This is a genomic window from Streptomyces sp. NPDC090798 (assembly GCF_044768965.1).
Taxonomy (GTDB): domain Bacteria; phylum Actinomycetota; class Actinomycetes; order Streptomycetales; family Streptomycetaceae; genus Streptomyces.
The window spans coordinates 214,498-239,752 of record NZ_JBIVXA010000003.1; the positions used below are offsets into that span (position 1 = coordinate 214,498).

The window sequence follows — 25,255 nt, forward strand, 5'->3', positions numbered from 1 at the left end:
GTCTCCTTGAGGTCTGTCCGGCGGACCAGGCCGGAGGTGAGCAACGCGCCGGACAGGCCCTAATCCCGCCCCATTCTGCCCTGCTCGGTGACGCCCGACTCCGGCGCCCTGACCGGCAGCGGGTAGGGCGGGGGAGTACCGCCGAATTCCGGACACACCGCTTGGTGGTCGCACCAGCCGCAGAGCTTGGTGGGCCTCGGTCGCCAGTCGCCCGTCTCCGTGGCCTGCCGGATCGCCTCCCACAGGGCGAGCAGCTTGCGCTCGACCCGCTCCAGGTCCTCGATCATCGGGTCGTACGTCACCACGTCGCCGCTGCCGAGGTAGACGAGCTGGAGCCGGCGCGGGACCACCTGCTTCAGCCGCCACACCACCAGGGCGTAGAACTTCATCTGGAACAGCGCGCCCTCGGCGTACTCCGGCCGCGGCGCCTTGCCCGTCTTGTAGTCGACGATCCGGACCTCGCCCGTCGGGGCCACGTCGACGCGGTCGATGATGCCGCGCAGCTTCAGCCCGGAGTCGAGCAGGGCCTCGACGGACAGCTCGCGCTCGGCGGGCTCCAGCCGCGTCGGGTCCTCAAGGCTGAACCAGCGCTCCACCAGTTGCTCGGCCTCGCCGAGCCAGCGCGTCAACCGCTCGCCCTCGGGATCGTCGGCGAACAGCTCCACGACCTCCGGCCGCGTCTCGCGCAGCCGGTCCCACTGCCCCGGAATGAGCGACTTGGCGCGCGGAACCGTCCGCTCCGCCGCCGGGGCGTCGAAGAGGCGCTCCAGCACCGCGTGGACCAGCGTGCCGCGGGTGGCCGCCTCGCTCGGCTTCTCCGGGAGTCTGTCGATCACCCGGAACCGGTAGAGCAACGGGCACTGCATGAAGTCGCCGGCCCGCGAGGGCGACAGCGAGCTCGGAGGCAGGGCCGGGCGGGCCGCGGGAACCGTCGCCGCGTCCGTCGCTTCGGCCACGACGGCTTCGGCCACGGCGGCGTCGGCTGTGACGGCCTCGGTCGGCTCGGGCGGCACGGCGCCCCCGGTGCTGGTTTCCATGCTCACAGACCTTACGGCCCGCCACTGACAGTGAGTACACGGCCGGGGCTCGTGCGCGCCTGTGCGACGGAGCGGAAAACAGAGGGGGTGCCGGGGCGGAACGCGTCGCGACGGACGCATACCATCGACCCAGACCCTCCTGCTTGGCATGATCGGGAGCGGGAGACGCTTCGAACGAGGGGACATCGTGGACGAGAGCGGCGGGAGCGGGCAGCCGCGGTCCGGCACCGACGAAGCGACCGAGCGCCACGGGGAGCAGCGGCCCTCCTCGGCCCCGGCCGCGGATGCCACGCGCTCCGGACCAAAGCGCCCCGAGCGCCCCACCGGTCCGACACCACCCACGGCCCCGGGCACCCCCGAGGCCGCCCCGTCCCCCCACGGACCCCACGACCCCACCGACTCCGCCCCCGGGGCCGGCCCGCACAGCGACTCCGCGAGCGAGGCCGAGGACGGGGCCCAGATGCCCGGCGGTTCCTCGGACGAGAGCGGCAGCAGGCCCACGGGCGAGCCCGGAACCGAGTCGTCCGCCCAGGACGCGCCCCACGCCTCCTCCACCGGAGGCCACCCGCACCCCGAGCCCGAACACCCCCGAACCCTCGCCCACTCCGGAACCGGCACCGGCACCGGCAAGGCGCAGCCCCCGCGACGCGGCCGGGAACCCGGTGGCGGCCTGCTGATGGGGCGGCCGTTCGGCGTGCCCGTGTACGTGGCGCCCAGCTGGTTCCTCGTGGCCGCGCTGATCACCTGGGTGTTCGGCGGCCAGCTCGACCGCGTGCTGCCCGAACTCGGCGCCCTGCGCTACCTCGTGTCCCTCTTCTTCGCGGTCGCCTTCTACGCCTCCGTCCTCGTCCACGAGCTGGCCCACACGGTCGCCGCCCTGCGCTTCAAACTGCCGGTCCGCCGGATCCAGCTGCAGTTCTTCGGCGGCGTCTCGGAGATCGAGAAGGAGGCCGAGACCCCGGGCCGGGAGTTCGTGCTGTCCTTCGTCGGACCACTGCTCTCCCTCGTCCTCTCGGGCCTCTTCTACCTCGCCATGCTGGCCGTCGAGCCCGGCACGGTCCCCGGCGTGCTGCTGGCCGGACTGATGATCTCCAACCTGATCGTGGCCGCCTTCAACCTGCTCCCCGGCCTGCCCCTGGACGGCGGCCGCATGCTCCGCGCGGTCGTCTGGAAGATCACCGGCAAGCCCATGAGCGGCACGATCGCCGCCGCCTGGGTGGGTCGCGCCCTCGCCGTCTCCGTACTGATCGGGCTGCCCCTGCTCACCCAGTCCGGAGCGCTCGGAGCCACCCAGGACAACATCGGCGGCATGGACACGGTCACCGACGCCCTGCTCGCCGCGATCCTCGCCGCGATCATCTGGACCGGCGCCGGCAACAGCCTCCGCATGGCCCGCCTGCGCGAACACCTGCCCGAGCTGCGCGCCCGCTCACTCACCCGGCGCGCGGTCCCGGTCGAGACCAGCACCCCGCTCTCGGAGGCACTGCGCCGCGCCAACGACGCCGGCGCCCGCGCCCTGGTCGTCGTCGACGCCAACGGCGAACCGCTCTCCCTCGTCCGCGAGGCCGCCATCGTCGGCGTACCGGAGCACCGCCGCCCCTGGGTCGCCGTCAGCGGCCTCGCCCAGGACCTCACCGACGGCATGCGCGTCTCCGCGGAACTCGCCGGCGAGGCCCTCCTGGACACCCTCCGCGCCACCCCGGCGACCGAGTACCTGGTGGTGGAGGACTCGGGCGAGATCTACGGAGTCCTCTCGGCGGCGGACGTCGAGCGAGCCTTCGTCAAGGCGATGGCCCGCCCGTCCTGACCGAATCCGTCGAACCCCCGGTCCTGTGGCGCGCCTCAAAGGGGCGTGGGGCTGTGGCATGCGCGGCCCGGCCGCGGGGGCGCGACCAGCCACGAATCACCCGCAGTGTCCGCACGCACCTCCTATGGTCAGCGCCCCGCGCGGGGACCGGTAGGCTGGTCACATGTCCGAACCGACCGGTGCCGCCCGCAGGCGCGGGCCCTTCAAGGTCGGGGACCAGGTTCAGCTGACCGACCCCAAGGGCCGCCACTACACGTTCACGCTCGAGGCCGGGAAGAACTTCCACACCCACAAGGGTTCCTTCCCCCACGACGAGCTGATCGGCGCTCCCGAGGGCAGCGTTGTCCGCACCACGGGGAACGTCGCCTATCTCGCGCTGCGCCCCCTGCTCCCCGACTACGTCCTGTCCATGCCCCGCGGCGCCGCCGTGGTCTACCCCAAGGACGCGGGGCAGATCCTGGCCTTCGCCGACATCTTCCCCGGCGCGCGCGTCGTGGAAGCGGGCGTGGGCTCCGGCTCCCTCAGCAGCTTCCTGCTGCGCGCCGTCGGCGACCAGGGCATGCTCCACTCCTACGAGCGCCGCGAGGACTTCGCGGAGATCGCCCAGCAGAACGTGGAGCGCTACTTCGGCGGCCCGCACCCCGCCTGGCAGCTCACCGTCGGCGACCTCCAGGACAATCTGTCCGACACCGACGTCGACCGTGTCATCCTCGACATGCTCGCCCCCTGGGAGTGCCTGGAGGCCGTCTCCAAGGCGCTCGTCCCCGGCGGCATCCTGTGCTGCTACGTCGCCACCACCACCCAGCTCGCCCGGACCGTCGAGTCCATCCGCGAGATCGGCTCCTTCAACGAACCGTCCGCGTGGGAGTCGATGATCCGCAACTGGCACGTCGAGGGCCTGGCGGTCCGCCCGGACCACCGGATGATCGGCCACACCGGCTTCCTGCTCACCGCCCGCCGCCTCGCGGACGGTGTCGAGCCGCCCATGCGCCGCCGCCGCCCGGCCAAGGGCGCGTACGGCGACGACTACACCGGTCCGAACGCCGACGGCGGCTCAGGCCGCTGACCCGACCGGCGACCACGCCGTCGACGTACCCAACGCACCACACCTGTGGCCGAGTTCCCGGAAGCACTCCGGGGCTCGGCCGCAGCGCGTTCCCGTACGTGGGCCGCGAGACAGGTGGGCAACTCCACCGCAAGCCCTTTCCGTTGACGCGCCGCCAGGACACGCCGCCAGAAGTCCGGACCCCGCCGTTCCACCCCACTGTGACGTGTGGCACCATGCTGGCCACCCCACCCCCACCGTCACGGCCCTCCCAGGAGACGCTCCTAGTGCAGCAACCCGTCGTCCCGGAACTGGCACACACCCACACCCGCCCCATCCACTGGCTCGCCACGGCCACCGCCCTGGCCGGAGTCGTCGCCCTCTCCTCGGTCCTCCAGCCCGGCTCCGCGACGGCGGCCCAGCCCAGCCCCGGGGCCAAGTCCGCCCCGGCCGCGACGGCGCCCCCGAACCCCGCGGGCGTCACGTTCCCGATCGAGTGCGGGCCCGCCAAGGTCCTCGTGCAGAAGAAGGCGTCCGGAGACCTCGACGGCGACGGCAGCCCGGAGACGGTGGCCGTGGTCCGCTGCGACGCGGGCATCGGCACCCCGCCCAACGGCGTCTACGTCCTCACCCAGGGCGGGTCGGGAGCCAAGAAGCCCCGCGTCGTGGCCACCCTGGTCGACCCGAAGGACCGCCTGAGCGTCACCGACTTCGCGGTGCGTGACGGCGCCGTCACGGCGACCCTGCTCGGCTACTCCTCTGCCGACGTGCCGAGTTGCTGCCCGGACGTGAAGGAGCAGGCCAAGTGGCAGTGGAAGAACGGCACGTTCATCCGCTCGACGCCCTCCGGTGCCCGGAACGCATGAGAAGCGTGTGAGAAAAGAGACACGTCGTGACGCGGAGTGCCCTGTGGGTCACTCCGCGTCGGGACCGTAGACCTCGACCCTGTCCGAAACCCGACGTACGTGGATGCAGTCGCCCGGGCACTCCTTCGCGGAGTCGGCGACATCCCGCAGAAGCGTCAGCGGTACGGGCGTTGTGGCGCCCGGGGCCTGCAGAAGCTCGTCGTCGGTGCTCTTCACATAGGCCAGACCGTCGATGTCCAGCTCGAAGACCTCCGGCGCGTACTGCGCGCAGATGCCGTCTCCGGTGCACAGATCCTGGTCGATCCAGACCTCGAGAGCCTCGCCGTCGCCTGGGGCCTCCTGCTGCACGGTCATTTCTCCTGCCGTTTCCTGCGTCGAGCGATCCGAAGACTGGGGAATCGGGCCAGCTCTGACGGGTGTTGAACACGTCGACCCTACCTCCGCCCGCTTCCCGACCGTGTTCGATGGGTATTCCCCTGGCGTGAGGGAGAGCGCAAGGGTGAAGATCGGACACACCCCGACAGTCTTTGTGATCTAGGGGTTTCAATCGACACCCACCCAGGTAGGGTCTGGAAGCGTCCAGCTCCCCTTGGAGGAGGTGAGGACCGTGGCAGCCCACGACGACGACATGAACCGCGGCATCCGCCCGGGACGAGGGTCCGATGACCCTGCCGGGCAGGTTGCCTACCTTGAGCAGGAGATCGCCGTCCTGCGACGCAAGCTCGCCGACTCTCCGCGGCACACGAGGATTCTCGAAGAGCGGATCGTCGAGCTGCAGACCAACCTGGCCGGCGTGTCCGCACAGAACGAGCGGCTCGCCAACACGCTCCGTGAGGCCCGCGACCAGATCGTGGCCCTCAAGGAAGAGGTCGACCGGCTGGCACAGCCACCGGCCGGCTTCGGTGTCTTCCTCACGGCGAACGAGGACGGCACGGCGGACATCTTCACCGGGGGCCGCAAGCTCCGGGTGAACGTCAGCCCCAGCGTGGAGCTCGAAGAGCTCAGGCGCGGCCAGGAACTGATGCTCAACGAAGCCCTCAACGTGGTCGAGGCCATGGAGTACGAGAGCGTCGGCGACATCGTCACCCTCAAGGAGATCCTCGAGGACGGCGAACGCGCCCTCGTGCAGGGACACACCGACGAGGAACGGGTGGTACGGCTCGCCGAGCCGCTGCTGGACGTCACCATCCGTCCCGGAGACGCCCTGCTTCTCGAACCCCGTTCCGGCTACGTCTACGAAGTTGTCCCCAAGAGCGAGGTCGAGGAACTCGTCCTCGAAGAGGTCCCGGACATCGGCTACGAGCAGATCGGCGGCCTGGGAAACCAGATCGAACTGATCCGCGACGCGGTCGAGCTTCCCTACCTCTACCCCGACCTCTTCAAGGAGCACGAACTGCGGCCGCCCAAGGGTGTGCTGCTGTACGGGCCCCCCGGATGCGGCAAGACGCTCATCGCCAAGGCGGTCGCCAACTCGCTGGCCAAGAAGGTCGCCGAGGTCACCGGCCAGGCCACCGGCAAGAGCTTCTTCCTGAACATCAAGGGCCCCGAGCTCCTGAACAAGTACGTAGGCGAGACCGAGCGGCAGATCCGCCTCGTCTTCCAGCGTGCTCGTGAGAAGGCCAGCGAGGGCACCCCCGTCATCGTCTTCTTCGACGAGATGGAGTCCCTCTTCCGCACCCGTGGATCGGGCGTCAGCTCGGACGTGGAGAACACCATCGTCCCCCAGCTGCTCGCCGAGATCGACGGCGTGGAGGGCCTGGAGAACGTGGTCGTGATCGGCGCCTCGAACCGCGAGGACATGATCGACCCCGCGATCCTGCGCCCCGGACGACTCGATGTGAAGATCAAGATCGAGCGCCCGGACGCCGAGGCCGCCAAGGACATCTTCGCCAAGTACCTCACACAACGCCTCCCGCTGCACTCCGACGACCTCGGAGAGCACGGCGGGGACCGGGCGGCCACCGTCCACGGCATGATCCAGACCGCCGTGGAGCAGATGTACGCCGAGTCCGAGGAGAACCGCTTCCTCGAGGTCACCTACGCCAACGGCGACAAGGAAGTCCTGTACTTCAAGGACTTCAACTCGGGCGCCATGATCGAGAACATCGTCGGCCGCGCCAAGAAGGCAGCGATCAAGGCCTTCCTCGAGCAGAACCAGAAGGGCCTTCGGGTCTCCCACCTCCTCCAGGCGTGCGTGGACGAGTTCAAGGAGAACGAGGACCTGCCGAACACCACCAACCCGGACGACTGGGCCCGAATCTCCGGAAAGAAGGGCGAACGGATCGTTTACATCCGTACGCTCGTCACCGGAAAGCAGGGCGCGGACACCGGACGCTCCATCGACACGGTGGCGAACACCGGGCAGTACCTGTAAAAGCCAGGGCGGCTGCGGGTGCCCTCCACGGGTACCCGCAGCCGACTGCTTTCCGGGGCACGGCTGGAGCAGAGCAATGACGCAAATGATCTCCCCACCAGCGCAGAGGCGTTCTAGGCTCTTTCGTACCGCCGAGTCGCGCGTTGCGGGGACGGGCACCGCACACGCACCGGAGCACCAGCGGTACTTGAGCAGCGCCCTCGACCGAGGGCGCCGCCGGGCAAGGAGGGCCGCATGACCGTACGGCGAGTAATGGGCATCGAGACGGAGTACGGGATCTCCGTCCCCGGCCACCCCAACGCCAATGCCATGCTCACCTCGTCCCAGATCGTCAACGCGTACGCGGCGGCGATGCACCGGGCGCGCCGCGCCCGCTGGGATTTCGAGGAGGAGAACCCGCTGCGGGACGCGCGAGGCTTCGACCTCGCCCGCGAGGCCGCCGACTCCAGCCAGCTCACCGACGAGGACATCGGCCTGGCCAACGTCATCCTCACCAATGGCGCACGGCTGTACGTGGACCACGCGCACCCGGAGTACAGCGCTCCCGAGGTCACCAACCCGTGGGACGCCGTCCTGTGGGACAAGGCCGGCGAGCGCATCATGGCGGAGGCCGCGGAGCGCGCGGCCCAGCTCCCCGGTGCCCAGCCGATCCACCTCTACAAGAACAACACCGACAACAAGGGCGCCTCGTACGGCACGCACGAGAACTACCTGATGAAGCGGGAGACCCCCTTCTCGGACATCGTGCGCCACCTGACGCCGTTCTTCGTCTCACGCCAGGTCGTCACCGGAGCGGGCCGCGTCGGTATCGGCCAGGACGGGCACGAGCACGGCTTCCAGCTCAGTCAGCGCGCGGACTACTTCGAGGTCGAGGTGGGCCTCGAGACCACGCTCAAGCGCCCCATCATCAACACCCGCGACGAGCCGCACGCGGACGCCGAGAAGTACCGCAGGCTGCACGTGATCATCGGTGACGCGAACCTGTCGGAGATCTCGACCTATCTCAAGCTGGGCACGACCGCCCTGGTCCTGTCCATGATCGAGGACGGCTTCATCGCCGTCGACCTGGCCGTCGACCAGCCCGTGCGCACGCTGCACCAGGTCTCGCACGACCCCACACTGAAGCGGCTCGTCACGCTGCGCAGCGGACGCACGCTGACCGCCGTGCAGCTCCAGATGGAGTACTTCGAGCTGTCGCGCAAATACGTGGAGGAACGGTTCGGGGCGGACGCCGACGACCAGACCAAGGACGTCCTGGCCCGCTGGGAGGACACTCTCAACCGCCTGGAGAACGACCCGATGAGCCTCTCAGGGGAGCTCGACTGGGTCGCCAAGCGGGAGCTCATGGAGGGCTACCGGCGCCGTGACAGCCTCGACTGGGACGCGGCACGGCTGCACCTGGTCGACCTCCAGTACGCCGACGTACGGGCCGAGAAGGGCCTGTACAACCGCCTGGCGGCGCGCGGCAAGATGAAGCGGCTCCTGGACGAGCGGGACGTCGAGCGGGCCCGTACGAAGCCGCCCGAGGACACCCGTGCGTACTTCCGCGGGCGCTGTCTGGAGCAGTACGCGGACGACGTGGCGGCGGCCTCCTGGGACTCGGTGATCTTCGATCTGCCGGGCCGGGACTCGCTCCAGCGCGTCCCAACCCTGGAGCCGCTTCGCGGAACGCGTAATCACGTCAAGGAGCTCCTCGACCGCTGTCGTACGGCGGAAGACCTGGTCAGGGTCCTGTCAGGCGGCTGAGCGGGCCGCCAGGGGCGCCGGAGCCCGGGCGGCACAACGGGGTGGAAAGACGCGACGTCCGGGAATCATCGAGGTGGCTCCCGGACGTTGTGGCAACTGCGGGGCCGATGTCGGACCCTGCTTGTAGGGTCTGATCAAGAACGGCGAACCGAGCGGGGTGAGGGTTATGGCGACCAAGGACACCGGCGGCGGACAGCAGAAGGCGACGCGTTCCACCGAGGAGGTCGAGGAGCAGGCGCAGGACGCGCAGGTATCGGACGACCTCAAGGAACGCCAGGAGAAGCTGAGCGACGACGTCGACTCCGTACTGGACGAGATCGACGATGTCTTGGAGGAGAACGCCGAGGACTTCGTGCGAAGCTTCGTTCAGAAGGGTGGGGAGTGACCCCACCTTTGAATCGAAGGCTCGGTGGCCTTTAGGTGTCGGAGGGCCTGACCGTGAAGCGCTGTTCGCGGTGCAAGGAGTGCAAACCGCGGACGGCCTTCGCGAGTAACAAGTCGATGCGCGATGGGCTTCAGGCTTATTGTCGCGCGTGTGCTGCGGCGCATCACCAGGAGCGGCAGCTTGCCAAGGGGCGGAACGTCCGGCCTCGAGTGGACGTGCCTGAGGGGCACAAACTCTGTCGGGGCTGTGGCGAGATCAAGCCCCATAGCGAGTGGCATCGCAATGCCACTGCATCGGATGGCCTTGCGACGTGCTGCAAAGCGTCCAAGGCCATCCGGGGGCGAGAAGGTCACCTCAAGCGCCACTACGGCATGACCGAAGCTGAGCGTGACGAGATGGTCGCCTCTCAAATGGGGCTCTGTGTGATCTGTTTGAAAGCTCCTGCAGTTCATGTGGATCACTGCCACGAGACGGGTAGGGTCCGTGGCGTACTGTGCTTCAACTGCAATTCGGCCATCGGCAAGTTGGGAGATGATCCCGACGCTGTTCGTCGGGCTGCCGCCTACTTGGAAGGATCCCCGTGGAAGCCAACACTCGTAGCACCGGGCGTCTACCGGCTGCCTTCCTGACGCCCGGGTCGTCGTCCTTCATGGACTTCCTGTCCGAGCACCAGCCGGAGATGCTGCCGGGCAAGCGGCAGCTGCCGCCCGTCCAGGGCGTGATCGAGGCCCCGCACGGCACGACCATCGTCGCCGTCACGTTCCCCGGCGGAGTGGTCCTCGCCGGCGACCGCCGGGCCACCATGGGCAACATGATCGCTCAGCGCGACATCGAGAAGGTCTTCCCGGCCGACGAGTACTCGGCGGTGGGCATCGCCGGTACGGCCGGTCTGGCCGTCGAGATGGTCAAGCTGTTCCAGCTGGAGCTGGAGCACTTCGAGAAGGTGGAGGGCACCACGCTCTCCCTGGAGGGCAAGGCCAACCGGCTCTCCACCATGATCCGTTCCAACCTCGGCATGGCCATGCAGGGCCTCGCCGTCGTCCCCCTCTTCGCGGGTTACGACGTGGACCGCGAGAAGGGCCGCATCTTCTCCTACGACGTCACCGGCGGCCGCTCCGAGGAGCACGGCTACGCCTCCACCGGCTCCGGCTCGATCTTCGCGCGCGGTGCCATGAAGAAGCTCTACCGCGACGACCTGACCGAAGAGCAGGCCACGACCCTGGTCATCCAGGCGCTGTACGACGCGGCCGACGACGACTCGGCGACCGGTGGTCCCGACGTCGCCCGCCGGATCTACCCGATCGTCACCGTGATCACCGAGGACGGTTTCCGCAGGCTCACCGACGACGAGTCCTCCGAGATCGCCCGCGCGATCCTGGAGCGGCGTCTGGAGCAGCCGGACGGTCCGCGGGCCGCGCTGCTCTGAGCCCGGCTCCTTTTGCCAAGGTGACCCAGTGACTTCGACAGAAAGGGACGGATAACCGGTGTCGACGCCGTTCTATGTCTCACCCCAGCAGGCCATGGCCGACCGGGCGGAGTACGCCCGTAAGGGCATCGCCCGCGGTCGCAGCCTCGTTGTGCTGCAGTACGCCGACGGCATTGTGTTCGTCGGCGAGAACCCGTCCCGTGCGCTGCACAAGTTCAGCGAGATCTACGACCGGATCGGTTTCGCGGCCGCCGGCAAGTACAACGAATACGAGAATCTGCGGATCGGTGGTGTGCGCTATGCCGATCTGCGGGGTTACACCTATGACCGTGACGATGTGACCGCTCGGGGTCTGGCGAATGTGTACGCGCAGACGCTGGGCACGATCTTCTCCTCGGCCGCCGAGAAGCCGTACGAGGTGGAGCTCGTGGTCGCCGAGGTGGGGGAGACCCCGGAAGGTGACCAGATCTATCGGCTGCCGCACGACGGGTCCATCGTGGATGAGCACGGGTCCGTCGCGGTGGGTGGCAATGCCGAGCAGATCAGCAGTTACCTGGACCAGCGCCACCAGGACGGGATGTCACTGGCCCAGGCGCTGAAGCTGGCCGTGCAGTCGCTGTCGCGGGAGCCGAACGGGGGAGAGCGGGAGATCCCCGCGGAGCGCCTGGAGGTCGCGGTCCTGGACCGTACGCGTCCGCAGCAGCGCAAGTTCAGGCGGATCGTCGGGCGTCAGCTGGGCCGGCTGCTGGAGGAGGGCGGCGCGGAGACCGCCACGGAGGCCGAGGACGCCGAAGACGAGGAGTGACCGTTGGTGTTCGCCCTGCCTGCCGGGTGCCGGTGGGTGGGGCGGGGCCGTGCCGGTACATCCAGCCCGTCGCCGCCGGATCAGACGTTGCCCCATGGGGAGCCGTTTCCAGATCCGGACGTAGGCGACGGGCTTCGGATGTACCGGCACGGCCCCTTTCGTGCGTCGGCGGCTGCGGGTGCGTGGGGCGCGTGGTCTAGGGGACGCTCGGTGGGGCTGTGGAGCCTCGTACGACCAGGTGTACCGGGATGTCGCCCACGGGGGGTGTTCGGCCGTCCAGGACGGCCAGGAGGGCTTCCATGCCCCGTTCGCCGAACCGTTCGGCGTCCAGGCGGACGGTAGTGAGCTCCGGGTCGATGGCCTGGGCCAGGGCCAGGTCGTCCAGTCCGGTGACGGAGAGGTCCTCGGGGATGCGCAGGCCCAGGCGGCGGGCGGCCTTGTAGGCGCCGGCCGCCAGTTTGTCGTCGTCGCATACCAGGGCGGTGGGGCGGGGACCGGGGGCGGCCAGGGCTGATTCCGCGGCGGCCACGGCGTCCTCGATGGAGATCGGGGCCCGGGTCGTGCGGAGGTCCGTGCCGGGGACCTCGGACAGGCGTTTGGCCAGTTCCCGGGCGCGTGCCTCGAAGGTCCAGGACGGGATGTCCGCCGCCAGATGGAGGAAACGGCGGTGGCCCAGGGACAGGAGGTGCTCGGCCACCTGTCGTACGCCGTCCTTGATGTCGAGGTTGACGGTCGCCGCGCCCAGGCTGCCCTCCGGGTCGCTGTCGAGCATCACCAAGGGGAGCTGGTCGCCCCGGATGGCGGTCAGGGCGTCCGCGGCCATGGAGGAGGCGATGACGCCGTCCAGGGCGGCCGCCGCGGAGCCGAACGGGTCGCGGGCGGGGCCGATGCCCTCGGGGGAGGGGTACAGGACCACGCCGAAGCCGTGTTCCGCCGCGACGCGGGCGGCGCCGGTGTAGACCCCGGCGAAGAACTCGGTGGTCAGCGCCGGGACCACCAGGAGGACCGTACGGGTGCGGCCCAGGCGGAGGTTGCGGGCGGCCAGGTTCGGGCGGTAGCCGAGCTCCTGGGCGGCCTCGCGGACGCGTTCCGCGGTCGTCTCGGAGACCCGGCCGCGCCACTTGTCGCCCAGCACCAGGGAGACCGCGGCCTGGGACACCCCGGCGGCCTGGGCGACGTCACGGCTCGTCGGGCGGGTGCTACCTCGTGCCACCGGCGACCTGCTCCTTCGTCTGGACTCGCGGACTGGGCACATGGTACGTATGACACAGGGAGTTATACGTAAAACCTCGTGTGCATGACCAGTCGGACGTCACGCGTTACCGGAAGGGCATCACATGGCCGCGGGATACCTGGAGATCCTCAGGGCGAGGCACGCCGCACGGCTGCTCGCCGGCACGCTCACGGGGCGGCTGCCGAACGCCACCGCCGCCATCGCCGTCGTGCTCTTCGTCCGGGCGGGGGGCGGGACGTACAGCCTGGCCGGCGCGCTCGCCGCCGTGTACGGGGTGGGCAACGCCGTGGGGCAGCCGCTGCTCGGGCGGCTCGTGGATCTGTACGGGCAGCCGCGCGTCCAGTTGCCGGCCGCGCTCGTCTCGGCCCTCGGGATGGGCGTCTTCGCCTTCTCGGGCACCGACCCGCTGCCGGTGGCGTATCTGTCGATGGCCGTCGCCGGGCTCTTCACGCCGCCCCTGGAGGGCGGTCTGCGGGCCTTGTGGCCCTCCGTGCTGCGCCGGGAGGAACAGGTGCACACCGCGTACGCGATGGACGCCGTGGCGCAGGAAGTCATGTTCACCGTCGGACCCTTGCTCCTGACGCTGTGCGCTTCGCTGTGGTCCGCCCGGGCGGCGCTGCTGATCCTGAACGTCGTCGGGGTGCTGGGCGCTCTCTCCGTGGTCCTCTCGCCCCCCTCGCGCGCGTGGCGTTCGGCACCGCGCGAGGCGCACTGGCTCGGCGCGTTGCGCTCACCCGGGCTGCTGGCGCTGCTCGGCGCGTTCCTCTTCGTGGGGATCGCGCTCGGCTCGATCACGGTCGCCGCGGTGTCGTACGCCGACGACCACGGCGGTGACGCGGTGTACGGCTGGCTGATGGCGGCCGTGGGGCTCGGGGCCCTCGTCGGCGGGACGGCGTACGGGGCGCGCCGGTGGAGCGGCGCGCCCGAGCGGCGACTGCGGGTGCTGGTCGCCCTTCTGGCGGTGTGTTATCTGCCACTCGTGCTGATGCCGGGCGCGGTCGTGATGACGGCCCTCGCGGCGCTCGCCGGGGTCTTCCTGGCGCCCTGCATCGCCTGCGCGTTCATCATTGTCGACCGGCACGCGCCGAGGGGCACCGTCACCGAGGCGTTCTCCTGGCTTGTGACGACGTTCACCGTGGGCGCGTCGGTCGGAACGGGCCTGGCGGGCCCGGTCGTCGAGCGGGGCGGGGCGGTGTGGGGCTTCGCCCTGCCGGGTGGTGCGGGTGCCGCCGCGCTGGTGGTTCTGCTGGCCACGGGGCGGGTCCTCGCAGCTACCGGGGACGGTGCGGTCGTTGCGGTCTCATCGGAAAATGATCCAAACCGTGCCGTCGAACCCCGTTTCAGCTCGGGGGATCGGGCGTAATGTTCAGTCATGGACCGCCGCATTTTCGGGCTGGAGAACGAGTACGGCGTCACGTGTACGTTCAGGGGACAGCGCCGCCTGTCTCCCGACGAGGTGGCGCGGTACCTCTTCCGCCGTGTCGTGTCATGGGGCCGCAGCAGCAATGTCTTTCTGCGGAACGGCGCCCGCCTCTATCTCGACGTGGGATCACATCCGGAATACGCGACACCCGAATGTGACAACGTGACGGAACTCGTCACCCACGACAAGGCCGGCGAGCGCATTCTCGAAGGACTCCTGGTCGACGCCGAACGACGCCTGCACGAGGAAGGAATCGCGGGCGACGTCTACCTGTTCAAGAACAACACCGACTCGGCGGGCAACTCCTACGGGTGCCACGAGAACTATCTGGTGGCCCGGCACGGGGAGTTCTCCCGGCTCGCGGACATTCTCATTCCCTTCCTGGTCACCCGGCAGCTGCTGTGCGGTGCCGGCAAGGTGCTGCAGACTCCGCGCGGCGCCGTGTACTGCGTGAGCCAGCGCGCCGAGCACATCTGGGAGGGCGTCAGCTCGGCGACGACCCGCTCCCGGCCGATCATCAACACCCGCGACGAACCGCACGCCGACGCCGAGCGCTACCGGCGGCTGCATGTCATCGTCGGTGACTCGAACATGTCCGAGACGACGATGCTCCTCAAGGTCGGCGCCACCGACCTGGTACTGCGCATGATCGAGGCCGGTACGGTCATGCGCGACCTCACCCTGGAGAACCCCATTCGGGCGATCCGCGAGGTCAGTCACGACATTACGGGCCGGCGCAAGGTGCGTCTGGCCAGCGGCCGGGAGGCCTCCGCGCTGGAAGTGCAGCGGGAGTACTTCGAGAAGGCCGTGGACTTCTGCGAGCGCCGCGGCATCCGCACCGGCACGGTCGAGCAGGTGCTCGAACTGTGGGGCCGCACGCTCGACGCGATCGAGGCCGAGGACCTCGACCGGATCGGTACCGAAATCGACTGGGTGATGAAGTACAAGCTCATCGAGCGGTACCGGGCCAAGCACAACATGACGATGTCGCATCCCCGGGTCGCGCAGATAGACCTCGCATATCACGACATCCACCGGCGTCGTGGTCTGTACTACCTGCTGGAGAGGAAGGGACAAGCCACCCGGATCTGCAACGATTTGAAGATCTTCGAAGGCAAGTCCGTGCCGCCGCAGACCACTCGGGCCCGGCTGCGCGGCGACTTCATCCGGCGCGCTCAGGAGCAGCGCCGCGATTTCACCGTCGACTGGGTCCATCTCAAGCTCAACGACCAGGCACAACGCACGGTGTTGTGCAAGGACCCGTTCCGTTCGGTCGACGATCGGGTGGAGAAGCTGATCGCGGGAATGTGAGCGCTGAGTTCCGCGTGTGATGGCGGAACGCAACGCGGGGCGCCGTACGTTTTCCGTACGGCGCCCTTCTCACGTCGTAGAGTTGCGCGCACGCCATCAACCAAGATCGATCGATACGAGGCCCTCACCGTGCGCCGACGCTCTCTCCTCATTGCCGTACCCGCCGGACTGGTCACGCTCGCCGGATGCGGTGACGACAAGTCGGACAAGGCCAAGTCCAGCAGCAGTAGCCCGTCTCCGTCGGCCGCCGCGTCCGCCTCGGCGGCGCCGCCGCCGAAGATCGTCGACGGTCCGCTGCCGGCGATCACGGCCGGGACGAAGTTCGGTGAGAAGCCGACCGTGGCCAAGGGCACCGGCGCTCCGTCGAAGGATCTGGCGGTCAAGACGGTCATCGCGGGCGGCGGCAAGACGGTCGCGGAGAACGACTACATCCAGGCCAACTACCTCGGCCAGATCTGGGACACCGCGAAGGTCTTCGACAACTCCTACGACCGTAAGACGCCGCTGGTCATCCAGCTCGCGCAGGGCGGCATCATCGACGGCTGGCGCTATGCGCTGGTGGGCAAGAAGGCCGGCAGCCGCGTGGAGATGTCCGTGCCGCCGACCTGGGGCTACGGCAAGCAGGGCAACACGCAGGCGGGCATCAAGGGCACCGACACGCTGGTGTTCGTCGTCGACATCGAGAACACCTTCAACGCGCAGAGCTCCGCCCAGGGCAAGGCGGTCGCGCAGAGCGACGCCGCCCTCCCGAAGGTCGGCACGAACACGGACGGCAAGGCCCCCTCCATCGACGTGCCGAAGACGACGGCTCCGACGAAGCTCGTGGCGAACTACGTCCTCGAGGGCGACGGCGACGAGGTCAAGGCGGACAGCAGTGTCCTGGTGCAGTACAAGGGCGTGCTCTGGGACACCGGAAAGGAGTTCGACTCGACGTACAGCAGCGGCCGGCTGGCGTCGTTCTCGCTCCAGCAGGTCGTCAAGGGCTGGGCGCAGGGCCTGACCGGCAAGAAGGTGGGCAGCCGCGTCCTCATCGTCATTCCGCCGGCGCTGGGCTACGGCAACAACCCGCCGAGCGGCAGTGGCATCAAGAAGGACTCCACCCTGGTGTTCTCGGTGGACATCCTGGCCAAGATGTAACGCGTTGCGGGATGTGAGACTGTCGGTGTTGCTTTAAGGCCTTTACGCGAACAAGCAGGAGCTAGAGACGTGAGCATCGAGAAGCCCGAGATCGACTTCCCGGGCGGCGAGCCCCCGGCGGACCTCGAGATCAAGGACATCTGGGAGGGCGAGGGGCAGGTCGCCAAGGCCGGCGACTTCGTCAAGGTCCACTACGTGGGCGTGGCCTTCTCCACCGGCGAGGAGTTCGACGCCTCCTGGAACCGCGGCACCCCGCTGGAGTTCCAGCTCGGTGTCGGTCAGGTCATCAGCGGCTGGGACCAGGGTGTGCAGGGCATGAAGGTCGGCGGCCGTCGCCAGCTGGTCATCCCGGCGCACCTCGCGTACGGCGACCGTGGCGCCGGGGGCCGGATCGCCCCCGGCGAGACGCTGATCTTCGTCTGCGACCTGGTCGCGGTCTGATCCATCGGCCGGATCGGGTCTTGATCCGATCATCGTGAAGGTCGGGTTCCCGCCTGATCTTCGTGCGCTCTGTGATCGGGATTCGTTCGAAGTCGATCACCTGGGGCCCATGCCTGTCCGGGCATGGGCCCTCGGCTTTTGCCGGGGCACTCAGGAGCGGTACGGTCATCGGTCGGAAGCACCATAGGAAGGGCGTCGATGGCCATTGCCAAGGCCGAGCGGCTGATGAACCTCGCGCTGTGTCTGCTCGGGACGCGGCGGCCGCTCAGCAAGCGCGAACTCCGCGAGTCCATCGAGGCCTATCTGGAAGCCGGGTCGGACGACTCCTTCAACCGGATGTTCGAGCGCGACAAGGACGATCTGCGCGAGCTGGGCCTGGTCATCGAGACGGTAGAGAACCTCGACGGCGAGGTCGGCTATCTCGCCCGCCGCGACAGCAACCGCCTGCCGCCCGTCACCCTCGACGCCGAGGAGGCCGCCGCCCTCGGCCTCGCCGCCAAGGTCTGGCAGCAGGCCCGGCTGGCCGGCGCGGCGAGCGGTGCGTTGCAGAAGCTGCGCGCCGCCGGGCTGCCCGAGGACTTCGACCCCTACGAGGCGCATGGCGCCCTCGAACCGCACATCCCCGTGCACGAGGCGGCCTTCGAGCCGCTGATGCTGGCCTGCCGCGACCGCCGCCCGGTCGTCTTCGACTACCGCAAGGCGACCGCCGCCCGCCCCGAGACCCGGCAGGTCGAGCCGTGGGCGCTGGAGTGCTGGCGCGGCCACTGGTACCTGGCGGGCTGGGACCGCGACCGCGGCGCCGAGCGCGTCTTCAGACTCTCCCGGATCACCGGCAGGGTCCGCTCCCGCGCCGGGCGCTACACCGCCGAGGTGCCCGACGTCGTCACCGTGCGGGAGACCGTCGCGAGCTGGGCGGGCGAGATCGCCGACCGCTCCGCGCTGATCCGGCTGCGCTCCGGCTCCGGCTACCCGCTGCGGGCCAAGGCCGTCTCCGTACGGGAACTGGGCGACGACTGGGACGAGTTGGAGATTCCGTACGGGCACGGCCTGGATGCCTGGCTCGTCGAGTTCGGGCCCGATGTGGTGGTCCTGGAGCCCGCCGAGCTGCGGGCCGATGTAGTGGACCGGCTGCGCGCCGTGGCCAAGGGCTGAGGGGGAACGTAGAGAACGTGGCAGGAAAACCGGCCAGGCCCACGAACGCGATCGACCAGACCCGGCGGATGCTCTCCCTGGTGACCTATCTGCGCGAGCGCCCCGGCGCGCACGTCGGTGATGTCGCCCGGGCCTTCGGGATCACCGAGGACGAGCTGATCTCCGACCTCGACGTGCTGCCCCTGTGCGGGACCAGCTTCCGCGGCGGTGACCTCCTCGACATCGACACCGACGGCGACCGCATCTGGTGGCACAACCCCGACGACGTCGCCGAACCCCTCCGTATCGCCGCCGACGAGGCGACCGCGCTGCTGGTGGCCGCCCGCGCGGTCTCCACGCTGCCCGGGCTGCGCGAGGGCGACCGGCAGGCGCTGCTGCGCGCCACCGCCAAGGTGGAGGCCGCCTCGGGCGAGGCGGCGGGTGCCAGCTCCCGCCTCTCGGTGACCTTCGAGTCCGAGGGCGGGGTCTTCGCGGACGTCGACCGGGCGATCTCCGAGCGCCGCCGGCTGTGGATCCGCTACTACTCGCCCTCGCGTGACGAGCTCACCGAGCGCGAGATCGACCCGATCCGCCTGGTCAGCGTCGGGCACACGTACGTGGAGGCCTGGTGCCGCCGCTCCGAGGCGCGCCGCACCTTCCGGCTCGACCGGGTCGCCGAGATCCGCATCCTCGACGAGCCGTCCGCGCCGCCCGAGATCGAACTGCGGAACCTCTCCGAGGGGCTGGTGCAGCCCGCGGCCGAGGATCCCGAGGTGGTCGTCGAGGTCGGGCCGGGCGGGCGCTGGGTCGCGGAGTACTACCCGCACGACAGTGCGGATGAGCTGCCGGACGGCGGGCTGCGTATCACCTTGCGGACCCCCGACCCCGCGTCGCTGCGACGGCTGGCGCTGCGCCTGGGCCGGGACGGCCGGATCGTGTCGCCACCGGAGCTGGCGGACAGCGCCCGCGAGGCGGCCCGGGAGGCACTCGCGGCCTACGACGGGCTCGAGGGCGATCAGGACGGACCGTACGACAGGCAGGAGCTGGGGCTTTGACCACGTCGGCGATGTCGGGCGCGTCGGGGAGGGCCGGTACCTCGCAGAGGTCCGGCGGGTCGGTGAAGGCGGGCGGCGCGGAGCGGGCCGGCGCGTCCGTGGGCGCGGCGGAGATGACGGCCGTCACCGCGTTCGCCGGTATGCGGAGAGTCGCCGACGTGCTGTTCAAGGCGGGCTGCCCCGACTGCCGGGCCGCTCTGGAGCTCAGGGCGAACGCCCTGATGCTGGCCATCGGCGCCACCAGCCGCACCACGTTCTACTCCTTCACCTGCACCGAGTGCGGCTCGGCGGTCCGCAAGCCCGCGGGCGAGCGCATCGTCGAACTCCTCACCGGCGGTGGGGTGCGCACACTGCGCCTGCACTCCACGTCTTAGGCTCGGCCTCATGTTCTGGCCGATGTTCGCGATTGTTGTGGGTTTTCTTGGAATCGCCGTTCTCGGCGTGCTCGCCGTCCGTGTCTTCGTGGAGGCGGAACGTCTCGGGAAGCAGGTGACGGACTCCGCGCGCAGGATCAACCAGGCGGCCGACGACCTGGAGCGGGCGGCCGTCGGGGTCGCGCGTTCTGTGGATGCGGTATGACGTTTCTGGGATCCCGGTATGAGTCCGTCGAGGTAGAGGCAATGAGCCGTTTGAACCTGTCAACTTGCCGGTGAGGGCGGGTACGCTTCTGATCGTGGTCCGGAGAACGAGGCGCGGGCCGCGAACCGGGAGTACGCACAGGGATTGCCCCGCGTTCACCCCTGAGCGTTACGATCGCTGTCATCACGACGTTCGGACACATGTCCGACCGATCGGACAGCACCCCGACCCAGCCGCCTCGGTGAGAAGGTAAAGACTTATGTTCGGAAGGCTCGGCGCTCCCGAGATCATTCTCATCCTCGTCGTCATCATCCTGCTGTTCGGCGCGAAGAAGCTTCCGGACATGGCGCGCTCGCTGGGCAAGTCCGCGCGCATCCTGAAGAGCGAGGCGAAGGCGATGAAGGACGAGGGCAGCACTCCCGCCCCGGCCGGTCCGCCCAGCACCGACGAGCAGACCCCGGCTCAGCGCACGATCCAGGCCGCGCCCGGCGATGTGACCAGCTCCCGCCCGGTCACCGAGCCGACGGACACGACCAAGCGCTGACGCAGGGCCGGACGCCTCCGGCCCGCCGCACGAGATGAGGACGTGGGTTGCTCAAGTCCGCCCGCAAGAAGGAGAAGGATCCCGAGGGACGGATGCCCCTTGCGGATCACCTTCGTGAGCTCCGCAACCGGCTCGCGAAGGCGATGCTGGCCATCGTCATCGTCACGGTCGTGGCCGCCTTCTACTACAACGACATCATCAACTTCTTCACCAAGCCGGTGCTGGACTCGGTCGGGTGTCCTTCGAGCTTCGCCGAGCTGGCGAAAACGCCCAAGGGCCACCAGCAGTGCGCGCAGATCACGATCAACGGTCTGCTCGCCCCGTTCACCCTGGCGTTGAAGGTCTCGTTGATGGCCGGTGTCGCGCTCGCCTCGCCGGTGTGGCTCTACCAGCTGTGGGCGTTCGTCGCGCCCGGTCTGCACCAGAACGAGAAGAAGTACGCGTACGCGTTCGTCGGGACGGGCGTTCCGCTCTTCTTCGCCGGTGGCTTCTTCGCCTACAAGGTGCTGCCCACCACCGCGAAGGTGCTGATCGACTTCACGCCGGACGGCGTGAACAACCTGCTGCCGCTGGACGATCTGCTCGACCTCGTCACGCGCATGGTGGTCGTCTTCGGCCTCTCCTTCGAGCTGCCGCTGCTGCTGGTCATGCTCAACCTCACCGGCATCCTGACCGGCAAGCGCATGCTCGGCTGGTGGCGCGCCATGATCATGGGCATCACGGTCTTCGCGGCCGTCGCCACGCCGAGCACCGACCCGCTGACGATGCTGGCGCTCGCGGTACCGATCTGGGTCCTGTACTTCGGCGCCGTCGTCTTCTCGCTGATGAACGACCGGCGCAAGCGGCTCCGCGAGGCCGAGGGTCCGGCCGACGACGAGGCCTCCGACCTGGACCTCACGCCCGACGGCATCGGCGAGGTCGAGAGCGTGTCGGCGCACCGCGCGCTGCCCGAGCAGTCGGGCACGGACCGGGTCAACGGTTATGACGACGTGACCTGACGAAGCCCGGAGATCTCGTAGGGTCAGGGCCGTGACCAGCGAGATCACCCTCTTCGTCAACCCCACCGCGGGACGCGGCCGGGGCGCCCACGCGGCGCAGCCGGCCGCTTTCGCATTGCGAGCGGCGGGATTCTCCGTCCGTACGGTCCTAGGGGAGAACGCCGAGGACGCCCTCACGCGCGCGCGTGCGGCCGTCGAGGGCGGCACCGGCGCCCTGATAGCCGTCGGGGGCGACGGCATGGCGAACCTCGCCCTCCAGGCCGTCGCCGGCACCCGCACCCCGCTCGGCCTGGTCGCCGCCGGCACCGGGAACGACTTCGCCCGCGCCCTCGGGCTCCCGGTGCGCGACCCGGCGGCCGCGGGACGGCTGATCGCCGAGTCCCTCAAGGGGGCGCGGTTGCGCGACATCGACCTGGGCCGGGTGAACGGCACCTGGTTCGCCACCGTCCTCGCGTCCGGCTTCGACTCCAGGGTCAACGATCGCGGCAATCGCATGCGGTGGCCGGTCGGCCGCTTCAAGTACGACCTCGCCATGCTCGCCGAACTGGCCGCCCTCAGGCCCCTCCCGTACCGGATCACCCTCGACGACGGCGAGGTCCGGGACATCCGGGCGACCCTCGTCGCGGTCGGCAACGGATCGTCGTACGGCGGCGGGATGAGGATCTGCGCGGGCGCCGACCTGGCGGACGGGCTGTTCGATGTCACGGTCGTCGGGGAGTGCAGCCGTACGACCCTGCTCAAGGTGTTCCCCAGGGTCTACCGGGGCACCCACCTCGACCACCCCGTCGTCACCGTGCACCGGGCCTCCAAGGTCGAGCTCGTAGCCGAGGGTGTCACCGCGTACGCGGACGGGGAGCCGCTGGGGCCGCTGCCGCTCACCGCGCAGTGCGTGCCCGCCGCGGTGCGCGTGGCCATTCCCTGAGCTGCGGGAATCCGGGGTTTGAGATAAGCAGATCCGGATATTGATCGTCATGTTGTCAGTGGCTGCCGGTAGTCTCGAAAGCACGATGACAGAGGACCTCTCACCGGCCGAGCGGTATGCGGCAGCACGGAAGCGCGCTGTCGAGCAGGCCACCGCGCTCGCCTCCTTCCGCGAGATGTACGACTTCGGCCTCGACCCCTTCCAGATCGAGGCCTGCCAGGCGCTCGAGACGGGCAAGGGTGTGCTCGTGGCCGCGCCCACGGGCTCGGGCAAGACGATCGTCGGCGAGTTCGCCGTCCACCTCGCCCTCCAGCAGGGCAAGAAGTGCTTCTACACCACGCCGATCAAGGCGCTCTCGAACCAGAAGTACGCCGATCTGTGCCGCCGCTACGGCGCGGACAAGGTCGGCCTGCTCACCGGCGACAACAGCGTCAACTCCGAGGCCCCGGTGGTCGTCATGACCACCGAGGTGCTGCGCAACATGCTGTACGCGGGCTCCCAGACCCTCCTCGGCCTCGGCTATGTGGTCATGGACGAGGTGCACTACCTCTCCGACCGCTTCCGCGGCGCCGTCTGGGAGGAAGTGATCATCCACCTCCCCGAGTCGGTGACCCTGGTGTCACTCTCGGCGACCGTGTCGAACGCGGAGGAGTTCGGCGACTGGCTGGACACCGTGCGCGGTGACACCGAGGTGATCGTCTCCGAGCACCGGCCCGTCCCGCTGTTCCAGCACGTGCTGGCCGGCCGCCGGATGTACGACCTCTTCGAGGAGGGCGAGGGCAACAAGAAGGCGGTCAACCCCGACCTCACCCGCCTGGCCCGTATGGAGGCCAGCCGCCCGTCGTACCAGGACCGCAGACGCGGCCGCGCCATGCGCGAGGCCGACCGCGAGCGCGAGCGCCGGCAGCGCTCGCGGATCTGGACACCGGGCCGCCCCGAGGTCATCGAACGGCTCGACGCCGAGGGCCTGCTGCCCGCGATCACGTTCATCTTCAGCCGCGCCGCCTGTGAGGCCGCCGTCCAGCAGTGCCTGTACGCGGGCCTCAGGCTGAACGACGAGGAGGCGCGCGCGAAGGTCCGCGAGATCGTCGAGGAGCGCACCGCGTCCATCCCCTCCGAGGACCTGCACGTCCTGGGCTACTACGAGTGGCTGGAGGGCCTGGAGCGCGGCATCGCGGCCCACCACGCGGGCATGCTGCCCACGTTCAAGGAAGTCGTCGAGGAACTCTTCGTACGCGGCCTGGTGAAGGCCGTGTTCGCGACCGAGACCCTGGCACTGGGCATCAACATGCCCGCCCGCTCGGTGGTGCTGGAGAAGCTCGTCAAGTGGAACGGCGAGCAGCACGCCGACATCACACCCGGCGAGTACACCCAGCTCACAGGTCGTGCCGGGCGCCGCGGCATCGATGTCGAGGGCCACGCCGTCGTGCTGTGGCAGCGCGGCTTCAGCCCGGACCACCTGGCGGGACTGGCGGGCACCCGCACCTACCCGCTGCGCTCCAGCTTCAAGCCGTCGTACAACATGGCCGTGAACCTGGTCGAGCAGTTCGGCCGGCACCGCTCGCGCGAGCTGCTGGAGACGTCCTTCGCGCAGTTCCAGGCCGACAAGTCGGTCGTCGGGATCTCCCGGCAGGTGCAGCGCAACGAGGAGGGTCTTGAGGGCTACAAGGAGTCCATGACCTGCCACCTCGGGGACTTCGACGAGTACGCGCGACTGCGCCGCGAACTCAAGGACCGCGAGACGGAGCTCGCCAAGCAGGGCGCGGCGCAGCGGCGTGCCGAGGCGGCCGTGGCGCTGGAGAAGCTCAAGCCCGGTGACATCATCCATGTCCCGACCGGCAAGTTCGCGGGCCTGGCGCTGGTTCTCGACCCGGGGCTGCCCGCGGGCCGGTCCAACGGCCACCGCGGCTTCGAGCACCACGACGGACCGCGCCCGCTGGTCCTCACCGCCGAGCGCCAGGTGAAGCGACTGGCCTCGATGGACTTCCCGGTGCCGGTCGAGGCGCTGGAGCGGATGCGCATCCCGAAGTCCTTCAACCCGCGCTCCCCGCAGTCCCGTCGCGACCTCGCCTCCGCGCTGCGCACCAAGGCCGGGCACATCGTCCCCGACCGGCTGCGCAAGCGCCGCTCCGAGGCCGCCGACGACCGTGAGATCGCCCGGCTGCGCACCGCGATCCGCGCCCACCCCTGCCACGGGTGCAACGACCGTGAGGACCACGCCCGTTGGGCCGAGCGCTACCACCGGCTGCTACGCGACACCAAGCAGCTGGAGAACCGCATCGAGGGCCGGACGAACACCATCGCCCGCACCTTCGACCGGATCGTCGCCCTCCTCACCGAGCTGGACTACCTGCGCGGCGACGAGGCCACGGAGCACGGCAGACGGCTCGCCCGGCTGTACGGCGAACTCGACCTGCTGGCCAGCGAATGCCTGCGCGCCGGGGTCTGGGAGGGCCTCGACCCGGCCGAACTCGCGGCCTGTGTCTCGGCGTTGGTGTACGAGTCACGGGTCGGCGACGACGCGATGGCGCCGAAGCTGCCGTCCGGCAAGGCCAAGGCGGCGCTCGGCGAGATGGTCCGCATCTGGGGCCGTCTCGACGCGCTGGAGGAGGACTTCCGGATCACCCAGTCCGAGGGCGTCGGCCAGCGCGAGCCGGACCTCGGCTTCGCCTGGGCGGCCTACGAGTGGGCTTCCGGCAAGGGCCTCGACGAGGTGCTGCGCGAGGCGGAGATGCCGGCCGGTGACTTCGTCCGCTGGTGCAAGCAGGTCATCGACGTGCTGGGCCAGATCTCGGCCGCCGCGCCGGTCTCCGGCGGTGAGCGGTCGACGGTCGCGAAGAACGCGCGCAAGGCGGTCGACGGCCTGCTGCGCGGAGTGGTCGCCTACTCGTCGGTGGGCTGATCCGAGCCGGTGGCCCGGGTGCTCGTGGTGCGCCGCTTCCCTGCCGGGAGCGGCGCACCTTCTCGTACGCGGGGTACGGGGGCGTAC

Annotated in this window: 24 protein-coding genes; 21 read left to right on the forward strand and 3 right to left on the reverse strand. The window is 69.5% G+C overall.

What is annotated here, in order from left to right; translation table 11 throughout:
• Window positions 1-59: 59 nt before the first annotated feature.
• On the reverse strand, window positions 60-1,037 hold the full coding sequence (locus ACIQTP_RS08480; protein ID WP_403397602.1) for a RecB family exonuclease: 978 nt from the start codon (window positions 1,035-1,037) through the stop codon (window positions 60-62).
• Window positions 1,038-1,224: 187 nt separating this feature from the next.
• Here ACIQTP_RS08480 and ACIQTP_RS08485 point away from each other — a divergent pair, with 187 nt between their 5' ends.
• The 3 genes from ACIQTP_RS08485 (at window position 1,225) to ACIQTP_RS08495 (ending at window position 4,755) form a co-directional block, all read left to right on the forward strand.
• Window positions 1,225-2,844: a site-2 protease family protein gene (locus tag ACIQTP_RS08485; RefSeq protein ID WP_403397603.1), complete on the forward strand. Its 1,620-nt coding sequence runs from the start codon at window positions 1,225-1,227 to the stop codon at window positions 2,842-2,844.
• 163 nt (window positions 2,845-3,007) lie between these two features.
• Window positions 3,008-3,910 (forward strand): tRNA (adenine-N1)-methyltransferase, encoded by a 903-nt coding sequence (locus ACIQTP_RS08490; protein WP_403397605.1) that lies wholly within the window; start codon window positions 3,008-3,010, stop codon window positions 3,908-3,910.
• A 266-nt stretch (window positions 3,911-4,176) separates the two neighbouring features.
• Window positions 4,177-4,755 carry a hypothetical protein gene (locus tag ACIQTP_RS08495; RefSeq protein ID WP_403397607.1) on the forward strand — a complete coding sequence of 193 codons (579 nt, stop codon included), beginning with the start codon at window positions 4,177-4,179 and terminating at the stop codon, window positions 4,753-4,755.
• 48 nt (window positions 4,756-4,803) lie between these two features.
• On the opposite strand, the gene ACIQTP_RS08500 is transcribed toward ACIQTP_RS08495, so the two are convergent.
• Entirely contained in the window at window positions 4,804-5,109 is a 306-nt protein-coding gene (locus ACIQTP_RS08500; protein WP_402043786.1) for a ferredoxin, read from the reverse strand.
• Between the two features lie 253 nt (window positions 5,110-5,362).
• Here ACIQTP_RS08500 and arc point away from each other — a divergent pair, with 253 nt between their 5' ends.
• The 6 genes from arc (at window position 5,363) to prcA (ending at window position 11,491) form a co-directional block, all read left to right on the forward strand.
• Window positions 5,363-7,129 carry a proteasome ATPase gene (gene arc / locus ACIQTP_RS08505; RefSeq protein WP_403397610.1) on the forward strand — a complete coding sequence of 589 codons (1,767 nt, stop codon included), beginning with the start codon at window positions 5,363-5,365 and terminating at the stop codon, window positions 7,127-7,129.
• A 234-nt stretch (window positions 7,130-7,363) separates the two neighbouring features.
• On the forward strand, window positions 7,364-8,875 hold the full coding sequence (gene dop / locus ACIQTP_RS08510; RefSeq protein ID WP_403397612.1) for a depupylase/deamidase Dop: 1,512 nt from the start codon (window positions 7,364-7,366) through the stop codon (window positions 8,873-8,875).
• A gap of 166 nt (window positions 8,876-9,041) precedes the next feature.
• On the forward strand, window positions 9,042-9,260 hold the full coding sequence (locus ACIQTP_RS08515) for a ubiquitin-like protein Pup (protein WP_054231164.1): 219 nt from the start codon (window positions 9,042-9,044) through the stop codon (window positions 9,258-9,260).
• Between the two features lie 53 nt (window positions 9,261-9,313).
• Complete coding sequence (locus ACIQTP_RS08520) at window positions 9,314-9,889, forward strand: endonuclease VII domain-containing protein (RefSeq protein WP_403398134.1); 576 nt, start codon at window positions 9,314-9,316, stop codon at window positions 9,887-9,889.
• Window positions 9,841-10,686 carry a proteasome subunit beta gene (gene prcB / locus ACIQTP_RS08525; protein ID WP_403397615.1) on the forward strand — a complete coding sequence of 282 codons (846 nt, stop codon included), beginning with the start codon at window positions 9,841-9,843 and terminating at the stop codon, window positions 10,684-10,686. The genes ACIQTP_RS08520 and prcB overlap by 49 nt, the downstream gene beginning before the upstream one ends.
• A 58-nt stretch (window positions 10,687-10,744) precedes the next feature.
• Complete coding sequence (gene prcA / locus ACIQTP_RS08530) at window positions 10,745-11,491, forward strand: proteasome subunit alpha (protein WP_402043773.1); 747 nt, start codon at window positions 10,745-10,747, stop codon at window positions 11,489-11,491.
• 196 nt (window positions 11,492-11,687) lie between these two features.
• Here prcA and ACIQTP_RS08535 read toward each other — a convergent pair whose 3' ends face one another.
• Window positions 11,688-12,704, reverse strand: a complete 1,017-nt coding sequence (locus tag ACIQTP_RS08535; protein ID WP_403397618.1) for a LacI family DNA-binding transcriptional regulator — start codon at window positions 12,702-12,704, stop codon at window positions 11,688-11,690.
• A gap of 124 nt (window positions 12,705-12,828) precedes the next feature.
• Here ACIQTP_RS08535 and ACIQTP_RS08540 point away from each other — a divergent pair, with 124 nt between their 5' ends.
• The 12 genes from ACIQTP_RS08540 to ACIQTP_RS08595 all read left to right on the forward strand — a co-directional run bounded on the left by ACIQTP_RS08540 (window position 12,829) and on the right by ACIQTP_RS08595 (window position 25,168).
• Window positions 12,829-14,088, forward strand: a complete 1,260-nt coding sequence (locus tag ACIQTP_RS08540) for an MFS transporter (RefSeq protein ID WP_403397621.1) — start codon at window positions 12,829-12,831, stop codon at window positions 14,086-14,088.
• 9 nt (window positions 14,089-14,097) lie between these two features.
• Window positions 14,098-15,459 (forward strand): Pup--protein ligase, encoded by a 1,362-nt coding sequence (pafA, locus tag ACIQTP_RS08545; protein WP_054231169.1) that lies wholly within the window; start codon window positions 14,098-14,100, stop codon window positions 15,457-15,459.
• 129 nt (window positions 15,460-15,588) lie between these two features.
• Window positions 15,589-16,596, forward strand: coding sequence for an FKBP-type peptidyl-prolyl cis-trans isomerase (locus ACIQTP_RS08550; protein WP_403397624.1), 1,008 nt, complete (start codon window positions 15,589-15,591; stop codon window positions 16,594-16,596).
• Between the two features lie 69 nt (window positions 16,597-16,665).
• The gene (locus ACIQTP_RS08555) at window positions 16,666-17,037 is read left to right on the forward strand and encodes an FKBP-type peptidyl-prolyl cis-trans isomerase (protein ID WP_168490170.1); all 372 of its coding nucleotides are present in this window, start codon (window positions 16,666-16,668) and stop codon (window positions 17,035-17,037) included.
• A gap of 198 nt (window positions 17,038-17,235) precedes the next feature.
• Complete coding sequence (locus ACIQTP_RS08560; protein WP_403397626.1) at window positions 17,236-18,189, forward strand: helix-turn-helix transcriptional regulator; 954 nt, start codon at window positions 17,236-17,238, stop codon at window positions 18,187-18,189.
• A 17-nt stretch (window positions 18,190-18,206) separates the two neighbouring features.
• A complete protein-coding gene (locus ACIQTP_RS08565) occupies window positions 18,207-19,223 on the forward strand; it encodes a helix-turn-helix transcriptional regulator (RefSeq protein ID WP_403397628.1) in 1,017 nt (338 codons plus the stop codon).
• Between the two features lie 113 nt (window positions 19,224-19,336).
• Window positions 19,337-19,597, forward strand: coding sequence for a hypothetical protein (locus tag ACIQTP_RS08570; protein WP_168517106.1), 261 nt, complete (start codon window positions 19,337-19,339; stop codon window positions 19,595-19,597).
• 10 nt (window positions 19,598-19,607) lie between these two features.
• Window positions 19,608-19,802 carry a hypothetical protein gene (locus ACIQTP_RS08575; protein ID WP_067365373.1) on the forward strand — a complete coding sequence of 65 codons (195 nt, stop codon included), beginning with the start codon at window positions 19,608-19,610 and terminating at the stop codon, window positions 19,800-19,802.
• 259 nt (window positions 19,803-20,061) lie between these two features.
• Window positions 20,062-20,346: a Sec-independent protein translocase subunit TatA gene (tatA, locus tag ACIQTP_RS08580; RefSeq protein ID WP_054231175.1), complete on the forward strand. Its 285-nt coding sequence runs from the start codon at window positions 20,062-20,064 to the stop codon at window positions 20,344-20,346.
• A gap of 47 nt (window positions 20,347-20,393) precedes the next feature.
• Complete coding sequence (tatC, locus tag ACIQTP_RS08585; RefSeq protein ID WP_403397630.1) at window positions 20,394-21,344, forward strand: twin-arginine translocase subunit TatC; 951 nt, start codon at window positions 20,394-20,396, stop codon at window positions 21,342-21,344.
• Window positions 21,345-21,375: 31 nt separating this feature from the next.
• On the forward strand, window positions 21,376-22,266 hold the full coding sequence (locus tag ACIQTP_RS08590; RefSeq protein ID WP_403397632.1) for a diacylglycerol kinase: 891 nt from the start codon (window positions 21,376-21,378) through the stop codon (window positions 22,264-22,266).
• 40 nt (window positions 22,267-22,306) lie between these two features.
• Window positions 22,307-25,168 carry a DEAD/DEAH box helicase gene (locus ACIQTP_RS08595; protein WP_402043747.1) on the forward strand — a complete coding sequence of 954 codons (2,862 nt, stop codon included), beginning with the start codon at window positions 22,307-22,309 and terminating at the stop codon, window positions 25,166-25,168.
• Window positions 25,169-25,255 lie beyond the last annotated feature (87 nt).

Excerpts from the sequence above, each read along its gene's own strand:
- ACIQTP_RS08480 (WP_403397602.1), bottom strand. The coding sequence starts at position 1,037 with ATGGAAACCAGCACCGGGGGCGCCGTGCCGCCCGAGCCGACCGAGGCC.
- ACIQTP_RS08490 (WP_403397605.1), top strand. The coding sequence starts at position 3,008 with ATGTCCGAACCGACCGGTGCCGCCCGCAGGCGCGGGCCCTTCAAGGTC.
- ACIQTP_RS08500 (WP_402043786.1), bottom strand. The coding sequence starts at position 5,109 with ATGACCGTGCAGCAGGAGGCCCCAGGCGACGGCGAGGCTCTCGAGGTC.
- dop (WP_403397612.1), top strand. The coding sequence starts at position 7,364 with ATGACCGTACGGCGAGTAATGGGCATCGAGACGGAGTACGGGATCTCC.
- ACIQTP_RS08515 (WP_054231164.1), top strand. The coding sequence starts at position 9,042 with ATGGCGACCAAGGACACCGGCGGCGGACAGCAGAAGGCGACGCGTTCC.
- ACIQTP_RS08540 (WP_403397621.1), top strand. The coding sequence starts at position 12,829 with ATGGCCGCGGGATACCTGGAGATCCTCAGGGCGAGGCACGCCGCACGG.
- pafA (WP_054231169.1), top strand. The coding sequence starts at position 14,098 with ATGGACCGCCGCATTTTCGGGCTGGAGAACGAGTACGGCGTCACGTGT.
- ACIQTP_RS08560 (WP_403397626.1), top strand. The coding sequence starts at position 17,236 with ATGGCCATTGCCAAGGCCGAGCGGCTGATGAACCTCGCGCTGTGTCTG.
- ACIQTP_RS08570 (WP_168517106.1), top strand. The coding sequence starts at position 19,337 with ATGACGGCCGTCACCGCGTTCGCCGGTATGCGGAGAGTCGCCGACGTG.
- ACIQTP_RS08575 (WP_067365373.1), top strand. The coding sequence starts at position 19,608 with ATGTTCTGGCCGATGTTCGCGATTGTTGTGGGTTTTCTTGGAATCGCC.
- tatA (WP_054231175.1), top strand. The coding sequence starts at position 20,062 with ATGTTCGGAAGGCTCGGCGCTCCCGAGATCATTCTCATCCTCGTCGTC.